The sequence below is a fragment of the Pseudomonas sp. LBUM1646 genome (assembly GCF_059716165.1).
The window spans coordinates 1,253,602-1,267,491 of the sequence record NZ_CP166810.1 but is presented as its reverse complement, the minus strand read 5'-3'; the positions used below and the strand labels follow the sequence as shown (position 1 = coordinate 1,267,491).

Annotated in this window: 12 protein-coding genes; 6 read left to right on the top strand and 6 right to left on the bottom strand. The window is 57.6% G+C overall.

The window, feature by feature from the left end:
* Both ACA071_RS05510 and ACA071_RS05505 read left to right on the top strand, forming a co-directional pair.
* Entirely contained in the window at positions 1–1,425 is a 1,425-nt protein-coding gene (locus ACA071_RS05510) for a gamma-aminobutyraldehyde dehydrogenase (RefSeq protein ID WP_497643469.1), read from the top strand.
* 252 nt (positions 1,426–1,677) lie between these two features.
* Positions 1,678–3,162, top strand: a complete 1,485-nt coding sequence (locus ACA071_RS05505; RefSeq protein ID WP_497643468.1) for an APC family permease — start codon at positions 1,678–1,680, stop codon at positions 3,160–3,162.
* A 104-nt stretch (positions 3,163–3,266) separates the two neighbouring features.
* Here the strand turns inward: ACA071_RS05505 and ACA071_RS05500 are convergent, their stop codons facing one another.
* Both ACA071_RS05500 and ACA071_RS05495 read right to left on the bottom strand, forming a co-directional pair.
* Positions 3,267–3,824, bottom strand: coding sequence for a hypothetical protein (locus ACA071_RS05500; protein ID WP_497643467.1), 558 nt, complete (start codon positions 3,822–3,824; stop codon positions 3,267–3,269).
* A gap of 5 nt (positions 3,825–3,829) precedes the next feature.
* Entirely contained in the window at positions 3,830–3,982 is a 153-nt protein-coding gene (locus tag ACA071_RS05495; protein WP_497643466.1) for a hypothetical protein, read from the bottom strand.
* A 772-nt stretch (positions 3,983–4,754) separates the two neighbouring features.
* Here ACA071_RS05495 and ACA071_RS05490 point away from each other — a divergent pair.
* Positions 4,755–5,267, top strand: coding sequence for a BRO-N domain-containing protein (locus ACA071_RS05490; protein WP_497643465.1), 513 nt, complete (start codon positions 4,755–4,757; stop codon positions 5,265–5,267).
* 249 nt (positions 5,268–5,516) lie between these two features.
* On the opposite strand, the gene ACA071_RS05485 is transcribed toward ACA071_RS05490, so the two are convergent.
* The gene (locus tag ACA071_RS05485) at positions 5,517–5,702 is read right to left on the bottom strand and encodes a hypothetical protein (RefSeq protein WP_497643464.1); all 186 of its coding nucleotides are present in this window, start codon (positions 5,700–5,702) and stop codon (positions 5,517–5,519) included.
* Between the two features lie 416 nt (positions 5,703–6,118).
* On the opposite strand from ACA071_RS05485, the gene ACA071_RS05480 reads away from it, so the two are divergent.
* Positions 6,119–7,744, top strand: a complete 1,626-nt coding sequence (locus ACA071_RS05480) for a glucan biosynthesis protein D (protein WP_497643463.1) — start codon at positions 6,119–6,121, stop codon at positions 7,742–7,744.
* A gap of 89 nt (positions 7,745–7,833) precedes the next feature.
* On the opposite strand, the gene ACA071_RS05475 is transcribed toward ACA071_RS05480, so the two are convergent.
* The 3 genes from ACA071_RS05475 to ACA071_RS05465 all read right to left on the bottom strand — a co-directional run bounded on the left by ACA071_RS05475 (position 7,834) and on the right by ACA071_RS05465 (position 11,528).
* Entirely contained in the window at positions 7,834–8,940 is a 1,107-nt protein-coding gene (locus ACA071_RS05475; protein ID WP_497643462.1) for an NADH:flavin oxidoreductase/NADH oxidase, read from the bottom strand.
* A gap of 269 nt (positions 8,941–9,209) precedes the next feature.
* On the bottom strand, positions 9,210–10,919 hold the full coding sequence (gene recJ / locus ACA071_RS05470) for a single-stranded-DNA-specific exonuclease RecJ (RefSeq protein ID WP_497643461.1): 1,710 nt from the start codon (positions 10,917–10,919) through the stop codon (positions 9,210–9,212).
* 66 nt (positions 10,920–10,985) lie between these two features.
* Entirely contained in the window at positions 10,986–11,528 is a 543-nt protein-coding gene (locus ACA071_RS05465; RefSeq protein WP_008151638.1) for a YaeQ family protein, read from the bottom strand.
* A gap of 147 nt (positions 11,529–11,675) precedes the next feature.
* Here ACA071_RS05465 and ACA071_RS05460 point away from each other — a divergent pair, with 147 nt between their 5' ends.
* Together ACA071_RS05460 and ACA071_RS05455 are read left to right on the top strand one after the other, a co-directional pair.
* The gene (locus tag ACA071_RS05460; RefSeq protein ID WP_497643460.1) at positions 11,676–12,875 is read left to right on the top strand and encodes a CaiB/BaiF CoA transferase family protein; all 1,200 of its coding nucleotides are present in this window, start codon (positions 11,676–11,678) and stop codon (positions 12,873–12,875) included.
* A complete protein-coding gene (locus tag ACA071_RS05455) occupies positions 12,856–13,782 on the top strand; it encodes a TIGR02285 family protein (RefSeq protein ID WP_497643459.1) in 927 nt (308 codons plus the stop codon). The genes ACA071_RS05460 and ACA071_RS05455 overlap by 20 nt, the downstream gene beginning before the upstream one ends.
* Positions 13,783–13,890 lie beyond the last annotated feature (108 nt).

Below are 13,890 nucleotides of genomic sequence, written 5' to 3'. Positions count from 1 at the left end.
ATGCAAACCAAACTCTTGATCAACGGCCAACTGATCGACGGCGAAGGCCCCGCCCAACCGGTGTTCAACCCGGCCCTCGGCCGCGTCTTGGTGGAAATCAACGAAGCCAGCGAAGCCCAGGTCGATGCCGCCGTGCGCGCCGCCGACAATGCTTTCGAAGCCTGGTCGCAAACCCCGCCCAAAGAACGCTCGCTGCTGCTGCTCAAACTCGCCGATGCCATCGAAGCCCATGGCGAAGAGTTGGCCAAACTGGAATCGGACAACTGCGGCAAACCCTACAGCGCCGCGTTGAACGACGAGATCCCGGCGATTGCCGACGTGTTCCGTTTCTTCGCCGGCGCCAGCCGCTGCATGAGCGGTTCGGCGGGCGGTGAATACCTGCCCGGCCACACCTCGATGATCCGCCGCGATCCAGTCGGCGTGATCGCCTCCATCGCACCGTGGAACTACCCGCTGATGATGGTCGCCTGGAAAATCGCCCCGGCCCTCGCCGCCGGTAATACCGTGGTGCTCAAGCCGTCGGAACAAACCCCGCTGACCGCGTTGCGTCTGGTGGAACTGGCGTCGGAAATCTTCCCGGCGGGCGTGCTCAATCTGGTGTTCGGTCGTGGTCCTACCGTCGGTAGTCCGCTGGTTACCCATCCGAAAGTGCGCATGGTCTCGCTGACCGGTTCCATCGCTACCGGTGCCAACATCATTTCCAGCACCGCCGATAGCGTCAAACGCATGCACATGGAATTGGGCGGCAAGGCCCCGGTGATCATCTTCGACGACGCCGACATCGACGCCGCCGTGGAAGGCATCCGCACCTTCGGCTTTTACAACGCCGGGCAAGACTGCACCGCCGCGTGCCGCATCTATGCGCAAAAAGGCATCTACGACAAATTTGTAGAGAAGCTCGGCGCGGCAGTCAGCAGCATCAAGTACGGCTTGCAGGATGATCCGGCGACTGAGCTGGGGCCGCTGATCACCGCACAACATCGCGACCGCGTGGCCGGGTTTGTCGAGCGAGCCGTGGCGCAGTCGCACATCCGTTTGATCACGGGTGGCAAGGCTGTGGAGGGCAATGGTTTCTTCTTCGAACCGACTGTTCTGGCCGATGCTCAGCAAGATGATGAGATCGTTCGTCGCGAGGTGTTCGGGCCAGTGGTGTCAGTGACCAAGTTCAACGATGAAGCGCAAGTGCTGGGCTGGGCCAACGATTCGGACTACGGCCTGGCGTCGTCGGTCTGGACCTCGGACGTCGGTCGCGCCCATCGCCTGGCCGCACGTTTGCAGTACGGCTGCACCTGGGTGAATACGCACTTCATGCTGGTCAGTGAAATGCCGCATGGCGGTCAGAAATTGTCCGGGTACGGGAAGGACATGTCCATGTATGGGCTGGAGGACTACACCGTCGTTCGGCATGTGATGTTCAAGCATTAAAAAGCGAAAAGATCGCAGCCTTCGGCAGCTCCTACAGGGGTTGTGCAAGGCGAAATAGTTGCGGCGGATACGGCCAATGTAGGCGCTGCCACAGGCTGCGATCTTTTCAGCAGACACACGGAAGTTGTCGGCGATTTACCACAAGGCCTCACCGCAATTCAAAACAATAACCACCGATCCGGGCTGCGCCGCCAAGGCCCCGCCACGGTTTCGGACATCCGAAATCTGCCGATTTTCCGGAGCTGACAGACCATGAGTGCATCACCCGATCTCTCCACCGCCGTTGCCGACAGCGATGCCGAACAACTGCGCAAGCTGGGCTACACCTCGAACTTCAATCGCAGCATGAGCCTGTGGGAAAACTTCGCCCTGGGCTTCACTTACCTCTCGCCGGTCGTAGGGGTTTATACCCTCTTCGGTCTGTGCCTGGCCGCGGGCGGGCCACCGATGTTCTGGGCCTATTTGCTAGTCGGTTGCGGCCAACTGCTGGTGTGCCTGATCTTCGGCGAAGTGGTCTCGCAATTTCCGATTTCCGGCGGCGTCTACCCGTGGGCTCGCCGCTTGGTGGGCAAGCGCTGGGCGTGGATGGTCGGCTGGATCTACTCCATCGCCCTGTGCGTAACCATCGCTGCCGTTGCCGTCGGTGCCGGTCCCTACCTCGCCGCGATGATGGGTTTTGAACCGAGCAACAACACCAACATCGTCATCGCCTTGTGCCTGACCCTGTTCGCCACCCTGGTCAACCTCAGCGGCACCAAAGTGCTGGCACGGATCGCCATGTTCGGCTTCCTCTGTGAGTTGATCGGCGCGGTGGTCGTGGGTGTGTATTTGCTGGTGTTTGAACGCCATCAACCCATCAGCGTGTTGTTCAACACCTTCGACATCAGCATTGACGGCTCGTACCTGCCAGCCTTCCTCACCGCCTCGCTGGCCGGGATGTTCCTCTACTACGGCTTCGAAGCCTGCGGCGATGTCGCCGAAGAAACCCCGAACCCGAGCAAACAAATCCCCATTGCAATGCGCATGACCATCTACATCGGCGGTATCTCGGCGATGTTCGCCTGCCTGGCCCTGATCCTCGCCGTGCCCGACATGCAAGCCGTGATCAACGGCACCGACAAAGACCCGGTCACCACCATCCTCAACAACGCCTTCGGCCCGGTCGGCTCGAAAGTGGTGATGGGCGTGGTCATGATTTCCTTCATCTCCTGCGTCATCAGCCTACAAGCGGCGGCGAGTCGTCTGCTGTATTCCTACGCCCGGGACGAAATGGTCATTGGCAGCACGTTGCTGAAGAAGATTTCCCCTACGACTCAAGTGCCGGTTGCGGCGCTGTTTGTGTCCGGTGTCCTGCCGGCGTTGATCATCGTGCTTGGATTCTTCTTGCAGGATGCGGTAGCGACCATTGTTAGCTTCGCGGCGATCGGGATCTATCTGGCGTTCCAGATGATCGTCTTGGCGGCGCTTTACGCACGGATGAAAGGCTGGAAACCGAGCGGAAAATTCACCCTCGGCGCGTGGGGGTTGCCGGTGAACATCGGTGCGCTGGTTTATGGCGTCGGCGCGATTATCAACATGGCTTGGCCGCGTACGCCGGATGCGGCTTGGTATATCAACTATGCGATGGTGTTGAGTACGGCCATTGTTATAGGGTTGGGGTTGATCTACATGTGGATTGCCAAGCCGTATGACCACGGGACTGCGCCTGCGGGGGATGCGTGGAAGGTTAGTCGGTAAAGATTTTTGCCTCGGCAGTGTTAGTGGTGCCGAAACTGATTCCCCTTTCTCACACGCTTGGAGAAAGGGGAATTAATGAAGACTATTGACTGAAGCGAAAAATATCAAAGCAACAGTTCTGCTTGATCGTGTTTCAGCAAAGAGATGCGATCGAAAAGTTTAATTTTTTCATCTGCTTTTTGTTTAGCGTAATCCGACATAAATGCAAGAAGCTCCTCAAGCTGGCTCACATTCCCTACCACCTTAAAAGCTTTTTCTTTATTAACAAAAACGAGCGACTTTTTCTTTCGAGACAACAGTTCAATTACGTTGCTCAGTGTTCCCGTACTTTTTGCATCCCATATCATCAAGCCGTAATCAGCGGCCTCGGCCATGACAACATCCTTCGCGGTAAAAAATGCTCGCGACCCTTTGGAGTGTTTGGTTTCCACTGTCCTAGCCGGCCATTCTCCAAGATTGTTTCGCGGGACCATGCCACTGCAATAAATAGTAGTTTTAGATCTAACCAGGCTTAACAGATACTCTTGAATAGATGTATCAGCTCCGCCTGCATCGCCAACGACGACGTCAAACTCTGAATCAACAATATTATTGATACGCTCTTTAACCTTCGGATCAAGGTGCTTGATATTAATAGAGCCCGCAATAAATACAGTTGTCATTTATCTTACTTCCAAGTTAATGCCGCGACGTAGATATTTCCGACCTTGGGATACTTACGTAAAACAGCACAGGCGGCATCCATTGATACCCCACTGTCAAACAAATCATCAACGATCAAAACATTCCAACAGCCTGCATTGATAATTTCATCATTCACACTGAAGCTAGTTCCTATAGCAGCAACCTTTTCAGCCTTGGAATGCAAATCTTTAAGTGATTGCCCCGTAGTAGTCTTTCGGAGTAAATCCGAGAAAACAGGTCGTCCTATATTCGTCCTAGCTCCACGGCAACCTCAGTAACTGGTTGTCTAGCACGTACATTTGAGGCAGGCATAGGAACAACGAATCCTACCTGAGCAAGCTTAGGTAAGACATTTGTCGCTACAGCTTGAGCAAGTGGGCTCACCTGACTCCAATCCTTCTGATATTTGAGTATTTGAGCTGGTAGGTCGCTTGCCCTACCTCTGTACGGAGATTATCGAAGCGTGGGTTTCCTCGCTCATCATCCCCTAGAAAGGTACTACTAATCATGTGCTTGTCCAGCACCCATCCCTGGTCCCAAGGGCCGCTTATCTGTTTCAAGCATACTTTCAAGGCATTCTCCATTTTTTAAGCCTGTCCGTTAAGCACCGAAAATTCCTTGGCGCTCTCTGACCACAGGCAACGAAAACTAGAAATACCACTCGACCACCGCGTAGCGCGGCCCCTCATGCAAAAACAGGAAATTCCTACAGACCGAGCCTTCCGGAAAAAGCTCCAATTCCTACAACACGCAGCGCCAGAGTAGGCTTGGCGCCGCGAGCGCCTGGACGATAGGCTTAACCTCGTCGCTGCCAAATCAGCGACCCGGTGTCGAAGCCGGAACACAATCAAGACGGCGCAACCGCGCTCCTTTGAGTAGCGGCTCCCATTTCAACTTGGAGTCGAACGATGTTTGATCACAAATTACGTCAGCCTGAAATCCATCCGCATTTCACCCCCACCGTCTTCACCCGCCACAACCGCTTCCTCCACACCCTCATGCAAGACAACCAAGCCTGGTTCTGCGTCCACGATCTCGGTCGCCTAATGGGCCGCCCAATGGACGAACACCTCACCCTGAAACTCGATCCCGATCAGCGTCGAAACGTCCGGCTGCTGAAAAGCGGTAACACCGTCGAATCACTGATGGTCAGCGAATCCGGGATGTACGCCCTTCTGATTCACCATTTCATCCCGGAAAACCGAAACCTGCGCCAATGGCTGAGCAACGAAGTCATCCCGATGCTGCGTGAATCGAGCGCGACATCTGTGGATAACATTCCGAGCCTGAGTTCGTTGCAGTGGGCCGGCATCTCGGTGCCGCTGCTGCACTGGCAGCATCAGGCCTGGATCAAGTGGCGGGATATGCCTGATCTGATGCAGGTACAGCGACCATTCAAGATCATGGGCACTTGCAGTTGAAGATCAGGTGAACAAATGAAAAGGGGGCAGACCTCACGGCCCGCCCCTTTGGTTAGTCGAAACACCCTCCTTGTAGCAGCTGGCGAAGCCTGCGTTCGACTGCGAAGCAGTCGTGAAGTCAGGCGACGCGGTGCTTCAGGAAGACCGTGCGTTCAGGTTTTACGACTGCTTCGCAGCCGAACGCAGGCTTCGCCAGCTGCTACATGATTGTGTTTCGGCCGCAACACATGTCACGGCCAAATCCCCTCCTCAAAACCTCGAAACACTCCTCATCGCATCCACCAGATACCGCATCGCTATCCGATCACTCTCGGACAACTCCCGATACCGCTCCACCAGTTTCATTTCCTCCGAATTGAGCCGACGCCTGCGCCGACCGGTGGCCAGGCACGGGAGGATTCCCAACAGTTCGGTGATGCCTTGTACTTTCGACATGGACGATGTCCTTCTAATACGTCAAAGAAAACTTCAGAAAACCGCATCGCCCTACTACTTTCAGCAGTCGCTTGGTGCGCGCTGAACCCACCGGCCTGAAGGGCCGCGAAACCGGTCATGTCCATAGAATAGGAATTAAATCGGCGCTGAAAAGTGGTTTTTAGAGTAATTAGTCGAAAAAGGCACAAATGCCTTATAAAACAGAAAGTACTGTGGGAAACGTTACCGGACATGTCTTGTTTCATTGCCGCAACATCGTTGTGCTATCAATCATTTTTTCTTCACGACCGAACGGTTTAAGCTATTTGGCATCTGTTAAGAGTCCGTTGCGTTTGGCCGAAGGCATGTCCGAACCTCTTTTTTTGATCCCAGCAGTGCCAGGAACGGCGCGGGATTGTTCACGACAGGTTGTACTTATGCACCGCAGGAATTTGCTCAAAGCGTCCATGGCTATCGCGGCCTACACCGGTCTGTCGGCTACTGGCCTATTGGCCGCCCGCGCCTGGGCCGGGAATGGCGCCGCTGATGGCGACGCGCAGGCCTTCGACTTCGAAGCGCTGAAAATCCAGGCCAAGCAGCTTGCCACCAGTCGCTATCAGGACACCAAGCAGGTGCTGCCGCCGACGCTGGCGACCATGGCGCCGCAACAATTCAACGCGATTCAGTACGACGGCAAGCACTCGCTGTGGAACGACTTGAACGGTCAGTTGGACGTGCGGTTTTTCCACGTCGGCATGGGCTTCAAACAACCCGTGCGCATGTACAGCGTCGATCCCAAGACCCGTCAAGCGCGGGAAGTGCATTTCCGTCCGTCGCTGTTCAACTATGAAAAAACCACGGTCGACACCAAACAGCTCACCGGCGACCTGGGGTTCTCCGGGTTCAAGTTGTTCAAGGCCCCGGAGCTGGACAAGCACGACATATTGTCTTTCCTCGGTGCGAGTTACTTCCGCGCAGTCGATGCGTCTGGCCAATATGGCCTCTCGGCTCGCGGCCTGGCGATCGACACTTATGCCAAGAAGCGTGAGGAATTCCCGGATTTCACCAAGTTCTGGTTCGAGACGCCGGACAAGGACAGCACCCGCTTCGTGGTCTACGCCCTGCTCGACTCGCCGAGCGCTACCGGTGCCTACCGTTTCGACATCGATTGCCAGGCGAGCCAGGTGGTCATGGCCATCGACGCACACATCAATGCGCGCACCGCCATCGAGCAACTGGGCATCTCGCCGATGACCAGCATGTTCAGCTGCGGCACCCACGAACGGCGCATGTGCGACACCATTCACCCGCAAATCCACGACTCCGATCGCCTGGCTATGTGGCGCGGTAACGGCGAGTGGATCTGCCGTCCGCTGAACAACCCGGCGACCCTGCAGTTCAATGCCTTCGCCGACACTAATCCGAAAGGTTTTGGCCTGGTGCAGACCGATCACGAGTTCGCCAGTTATCAAGACACCGTCGACTGGTACAGCAAGCGCCCAAGCCTGTGGGTAGAACCTACGACCGAGTGGGGCGAAGGCTCTATCGATTTGCTGGAAATTCCTACAACCGGCGAGACGCTGGATAACATCGTCACGTTCTGGACGCCGAAGAAGCCGGTCGCGGCCGGTGACTCGCTGAACTTCGGCTACAAGCTGTACTGGAGCGCATTGCCGCCGGTCAGCACACCGCTGGCGCGGGTCAACGCGACGCGTTCGGGCATGGGCGGCTTTATCGAAGGCTGGGCGCCGGGTGAGCATTACCCTGAAGTCTGGGCGCGACGCTTTGCCGTGGACTTCACCGGTGGCGGTCTGGATCGTTTACCGGAAGGCGCGGGGATCGAGCCGGTGGTCACTTGCTCGAATGGCGAGGTGAAGGACTTCAACGTGCTGGTGCTCGATGACATCAAGGGTTATCGGATTACGTTTGACTGGTTCCCGACCAATGACAGCGTGGCGCCGGTGGAGCTGCGGTTGTTTATTCGCACCAATGACCGGACGTTGAGTGAAACCTGGTTGTACCAGTACTTCCCGCCGGCGCCGGAGAAGCGTAAGTACACCTGACGTAGCAAAAGCAAAAGATCGCAGGCTGCGATCTTTTGACGTAAAAAAGCCCCGACCAATCTGGCCGGGGCTTTTTGTTTACAGAGGACTCAATCCCGCAAATCCGACTCATGAATCGGCTGATCCCGATGGGTCGCCCGCTGATATTGCGCCGGCCACACCGCTTTGCGCCCACCCAAGTCATCATCGGCATGCAGCGGCCAGTACGGATCGCGCAACAACTCCCTGGCCAGGAAGATAATGTCGGCCTGACACGTCCGCAGGATGTGCTCAGCCTGCGCCGGCTCGGTAATCATCCCCACGGTGCCAGTGGCAATCCCCGACTCCTTACGCACGCGCTCAGCGAAGCGGGTCTGATAACCCGGCCCTGTAGGAATTTCCGCATTGGCCGCGGTGCCGCCCGACGAGACGTCGATCAAATCCACGCCCAGGTCTTTGAGGCGTCGCGCAAGCTCCACGGTTTCATCCGGGTTCCAGCCGTCTTCCACCCAGTCGGTGGCGGATACCCGCACAAACAGCGGCAACTCCTCCGGCCACACCGCACGCACCGCGTCGGTAACTTGCAGCACCAGGCGAATGCGATTTTCGAACGAACCGCCATATTGATCGCGCCGCTGATTGCTCAGTGGCGACAGAAACTGGTGCAACAGATAACCGTGGGCAGCGTGGATCTCGACCACTTTGAAACCGGCAGTCAGTGCGCGTTTGGCCGAATCGACGAAGGCCTGAATGACTTCAGCGATCTGCGCTTCATCGAGTTGTTTAGGTGGCGTGTGTTGCGGATCGAAAGCAATCGGCGAAGGCCCGACCGGGGTCCAGCCACCGTCTTCGGGTTTGAGGCTGCCGTGTTTGCCGATCCACGGCCGATGGGTACTGGCCTTGCGCCCGGCGTGGGCCAGTTGAATACCGGCGACCGCGCCTTGGGCGGCGATAAACCGGGTGATGCGTTGCAGCGGTTCGATCTGTTCGTCACTCCACAGGCCGAGGTCCTCGGCGGTGATGCGTCCATCGGCAGTGACCGCCGTGGCTTCGGTAAAAATCAGACCGGCCCCGCCGACCGCGCGGCTGCCGAGGTGGACCAGGTGCCAGTCATTGGCCAGGCCATCGACGCTGGAGTACTGGCACATTGGCGATACGGCAATGCGGTTGAGCAAGGTCAATTGGCGAAGGGTATAGGGTTCAAGCAGCAGACTCATGGGGCACCTCTCGAATCAGTGGGCAGGCTCCAGGGTTCTGTTTGAAAAGTCGACGAGTGACAGGAAAAAGGTGCAGCACCCGCCCCCGCGGGTAAAAAATTCGACAAGACGTCACAAGGCCAATCAAGCAGTGCTTAGAGCCTAGTCGACAACGGGGGATGAGGGAGGGTTCCGGGGATATTTGGCGCCTGGGAAATCGCTATCGCGGGCAAGCCTTGCTCCTACAGGTTATGCGCAGTCTGTAGGAGCGAGGCTTGCCCGCGAAGGGTTCAACGCGGTTCGATGTGGGCAATCATCAGTTGAACAGTTTCATTCCCGCGAAACTCGTTGAGATCGAGCTTGTAGGCCAATTCCACCCATTTAATGGTTGGATTCGGCCAGATATCGCGGTCGATACCAAAAGCGATGCCATCGAGCTTCACCGAGCCACATTCACTTCTCAGCACCACTTTAAGGTGCCGTTCACCAACCACCCGCTGCTCGACCAACTGGAACACCCCGTGAAACAGCGGCTCCGGGAAGTGCTGCCCCCAAGGACCGGCATGGCGCAGGGCGCGGGCCAATTCCAGGTGAAATTCCTCGACCGCCAGGGTGCCGTCCGACAGCAGGCGCCCGGTCAGGTCTTCTTCGCGCAATTGCCTACGCACTTCAGCGTCAAAAGCTTCAGCGAACAGCGGAAAATTCGCTTCCGGCAAGGTCAAACCGGCCGCCATTGCGTGGCCACCGTACTTGCTGATCAGGTTCGGATGCTGCGCCGCCACGACGCTCAAAGCATCGCGAATATGAAAACCCTGCACCGAACGCCCCGAGCCCTTGAGCAAGCCGTCACCCGCATCGGCAAAAGCAATGGTCGGACGGAAATAGCGCTCTTTCATCCGCGAGGCAAGGATGCCGATGACGCCCTGGTGCCACTCGGGATCGAACAGGCACAGGCCAAACGGCATCGATTCCACCGGCAAATCCTTGAGCTGGGCCAGCGCTTCACGCTGCATGCCCTGCTCGATGGATTTGCGGTCCTGGTTCATGCCGTCGAGCTGGGCCGCCATTTCACGGGCACCCGCAGCGTCTTCGGTGAGCAGGCATTCGATGCCCAGGCTCATGTCATCTAGACGCCCGGCCGCATTCAGGCGTGGGCCGACAATAAAGCCGAGGTCGGTAGAGGTGATGCGCGTATGGTCACGCTTGGCCACTTCGAGGATCGCCTTGATCCCCGGCCGAGCACGACCGGCGCGAATCCGTTCCAGGCCTTGGTGCACCAGAATCCGGTTGTTCGCATCCAACGGCACCACGTCGGCGACGCTTCCCAGCGCCACCAAGTCCAGCAATTCGCCGATGTTCGGCTGCGGTTTGCTCTCGTACCAACCGAGGCTGCGCAAACGCGCGCGCAGGGCCATCAGTACATAGAAAATCACCCCGACACCGGCCAGCGCCTTGCTCGGGAATTCGCAACCGGGCTGATTCGGGTTGACGATGGCATCGGCCAGCGGCAATTCATCGCCGGGCAAGTGGTGATCGGTGACCAGCACCTTGAGCCCGGCCTTTTTCGCCGCAGCCACACCTTCGACGCTGGAAATGCCGTTGTCCACGGTGATCAGCAGTTGCGGGGTGCGGGTCAGCGCCACTTCGACGATTTCCGGGGTCAAGCCGTAGCCGTACTCGAAACGGTTCGGCACCAGGTAATCGACGTGCGCCGCGCCCAGCAGCTGCAGGCCCAGCATGCCCACGGTGCTGGCCGTCGCGCCATCAGCGTCAAAGTCGCCGACGATCAGAATCCGCTGACGCTGTTCGAGGGCCACCACCAACAGATCGACTGCGGCATCGATGCCCTTGAGCTGCTGGAACGGAATCAGCCGCGCCAGGCTCTTGTCCAGTTCAGCCTCGGTTTGCACACCGCGCGCCGCGTACAGACGGGTCAGCAGCGGTGGCAGATCACCGAGGAATGGCAGGGTGTCGGGCAACAGGCGAGGTTCGATGCGCATGGGGTGACAGGTGCTTCTCTTGAATACGTAGGATAAAACCGGTTGAAACGCAGCAGCGGCGAAAAATCAGCCGCGTTCGCCGCTCAACCATTGCAACTGGACTTCGTGCTGACCACGGTCGTCGGTGACGAAAATCGTCCCTTCGCTGATCATCACGTCCCACTTGATAACGCGGGGCATGTCTTTGGCCAGGGTTTCCAGCACGTCCTGAGGCACGGCGGCGATGTGCACATTTTTCAGGTTCTTGATCGCCGGGATCACTTTGGTTTCCCAGACCCGCAGGCTGCCGTAGGCCAGCAGACTGGTGCGCTCGGTGCGGCGCGAGCACCAGGTCAGGCGATCGGCGTCCGGCTGACCGACTTCGATCCAGTGCAGAACACGGTCATCCAGGCTTTTTTCCCACAGGGCCGGTTCATCCACGTCTGACAGACCGCGACCAAACGACAGCTGCTCGTTGTACCAGAAGGCGTAGGCCAGCAGCCGCACGGTCATGCGCTCTTCGGTTTCCGAAGGGTGACGGGCGATGGTCTGCTTCACGCTCTCGTACACACTGCGGTCGAGGTCGGTAAGGTTCAGTTCAAACTTGTAGGTCGTGGACGGCTGGGCCATGAACGGGCTTCTTGATACGAGGAAAGGCGGCAAGTCTAACCGATGCAACAGGCAATCAGAGAATTGACGACCATCAACTTTGGGCGACTGACACGCGGCTATGTTAAAACGCACTACTCACAAGACTTTGTCCTACAAGGATCGCGCATGCCATTCACCGGAAAACCGCTCTCAGGTCTGAAAGTCATCGAATTGGGTACGTTGATTGCCGGGCCGTTTGCCTCGCGCATTTGCGGTGAATTCGGCGCCGAAGTGATCAAGATCGAATCCCCGGACGGCGGTGATCCGTTGCGCAAATGGCGCAAGTTATATGAAGGCACCTCGCTGTGGTGGTTCGTCCAGGCGCGCAACAAAAAGTCCCTGACCCTGAACCTCAAACACCCCGACGGCCTGGCTATTCTGAAAAAACTGCTCAGCGAAGCCGACATCCTGATCGAGAATTTTCGCCCTGGCGTGTTGGAAAAGCTTGGCCTGGGGTGGGAAGTTTTACACGCCCTGAATCCGAAACTGGTGATGGTGCGGCTCTCAGGCTTCGGCCAGACCGGACCGATGAAAGACCAGCCGGGGTTTGGCGCAGTCGGCGAATCCATGGGCGGTCTGCGTTACATCACCGGGTTCGAGGATCGACCGCCGGTACGCACCGGGATTTCCATCGGCGACTCGATTGCCGCGTTGTGGGGCGTGATTGGCGCGCTGATGGCCCTGCGTCACCGTGAAGTGAACGGCGGTCTGGGCCAAGTGGTGGACGTGGCGTTGTATGAGGCGATTTTCGCCATGATGGAAAGCATGGTCCCGGAGTTCGATGTGTTCGGTTTTATCCGCGAACGCACCGGCAACATCATGCCCGGCATCACGCCCTCCTCCATTCACACCAGTGCTGACGGCAAGCACGTGCAGATCGGCGCCAATGGCGATGCGATCTTCAAACGCTTCATGCTGATCATCGGTCGCGAAGACCTGGCCAACGACCCGGTGCTGGCCAGCAATGATGGCCGCGACAGCCGTCGCGACGAGATTTACGGAGTGATCGATCGCTGGGTCAACTCGCTGCCACTCGATCGCGTCATCGAGCTGTTGAACCAGGCCGACGTCCCGGCCAGCCGCATCTTCAGTGCCGAAGACATGTTCAGCGATCCACAGTACCTGGCCCGGGAAATGTTCCTGCACGCCAAGCTCCCGGACGGCAAGGACTTCAAGATGCCAGGGATCGTGCCGAAACTCTCTGAGACACCCGGCACGTCCGAATGGGTCGGACCGCAGTTGGGTGAACACAATGCGCAGGTACTCCACGATCTTGGCTATGACGCGGAACAGATCGCACAACTGCGTGAAAACGGGGCTATCTAAGCTGAAGCGCCTGCTTTGGGTCTTCATAAAACGCTTCAGCGATGGGTATGCGCTGGCGCTTTTCGGGTTGTTGCTCGGGCTGACGTCACCCGCCTGGGCACAACCGAAAGAGACGCTGATCTGGCTGTTGCGCGATTTACCGCCCCTGACAATTTTCGAGGGCCCGGAAAAAAGCCAGGGTGTCATTGATCAACTGATGCCACAGCTCATCGCCGGTATGCCGCAATACAACCACGCGTTAATGCGGGTCAATCGTGCCCGTGGCATGCAGATGCTTCGCGAAGAATCCTTCACCTGTGATCCTTCACTGGTCTGGAGCAAAGAGCGGGCGCAGTGGGTCGTATTTTCGATTCCGGTGTTCCGGGCCGTCAGCAATGGCATTGTTGTCAGGCAGGAAGACCGGCCGCAGCTGGAACCTTTTCTCGTAGACGGTGAAGTCGATCTGGCGGCACTGCTCGCCAATGGCAACAAGAAAGTCGGTGCCGTGGCCGAGCGCAGCTACGGTCAGTTCGTCGATGCCGAGTTGAAGCAGGCGCCAGCCAATACGCTGACGCTCCATTATGGCAACGACGCACTCGGAAGCCTGTTGCAGATGCAGCGTCTGGGGCGTTTGCTCGGGGTATTGGGTTACTGGCCAGAGATTCGCTACCTGGCCCAACAGGAACGGATTGCCGACAACGAGTTGTTGTTTTATCCGGTCAAGGGCACGGGCAAATACATTTCTACATACATTGGCTGCTCGAATACCCCCCTGGGCCAGCAAGCCATCAGCGAGATCAATCAGCTATTGCGCACCCTGCCCCATGAGCGCCTGGCCCAGGCCTATGCCAACTGGCTTGATCCGGAACGGCGCAGCGATTACCTGGAAGCAGCCAAGGTGTTTTTCGAACAGCAGGACGGGCTATGACAAATTCCGGGCAAAAAGAAACCCCGAGAAGTGGGGAGACGACTCGGGGTTAAACGTGGCCTACATAAAGACCAGTGGCAGCAAGCTACAAGCACCGGAGCACAATGC

Excerpts from the sequence above, each read along its gene's own strand:
- ACA071_RS05510 (WP_497643469.1), top strand. The coding sequence starts at position 1 with ATGCAAACCAAACTCTTGATCAACGGCCAACTGATCGACGGCGAAGGC.
- ACA071_RS05505 (WP_497643468.1), top strand. The coding sequence starts at position 1,678 with ATGAGTGCATCACCCGATCTCTCCACCGCCGTTGCCGACAGCGATGCC.
- ACA071_RS05500 (WP_497643467.1), bottom strand. The coding sequence starts at position 3,824 with ATGACAACTGTATTTATTGCGGGCTCTATTAATATCAAGCACCTTGAT.
- ACA071_RS05490 (WP_497643465.1), top strand. The coding sequence starts at position 4,755 with ATGTTTGATCACAAATTACGTCAGCCTGAAATCCATCCGCATTTCACC.
- ACA071_RS05485 (WP_497643464.1), bottom strand. The coding sequence starts at position 5,702 with ATGTCGAAAGTACAAGGCATCACCGAACTGTTGGGAATCCTCCCGTGC.
- ACA071_RS05480 (WP_497643463.1), top strand. The coding sequence starts at position 6,119 with ATGCACCGCAGGAATTTGCTCAAAGCGTCCATGGCTATCGCGGCCTAC.
- ACA071_RS05475 (WP_497643462.1), bottom strand. The coding sequence starts at position 8,940 with ATGAGTCTGCTGCTTGAACCCTATACCCTTCGCCAATTGACCTTGCTC.
- recJ (WP_497643461.1), bottom strand. The coding sequence starts at position 10,919 with ATGCGCATCGAACCTCGCCTGTTGCCCGACACCCTGCCATTCCTCGGT.
- ACA071_RS05465 (WP_008151638.1), bottom strand. The coding sequence starts at position 11,528 with ATGGCCCAGCCGTCCACGACCTACAAGTTTGAACTGAACCTTACCGAC.
- ACA071_RS05460 (WP_497643460.1), top strand. The coding sequence starts at position 11,676 with ATGCCATTCACCGGAAAACCGCTCTCAGGTCTGAAAGTCATCGAATTG.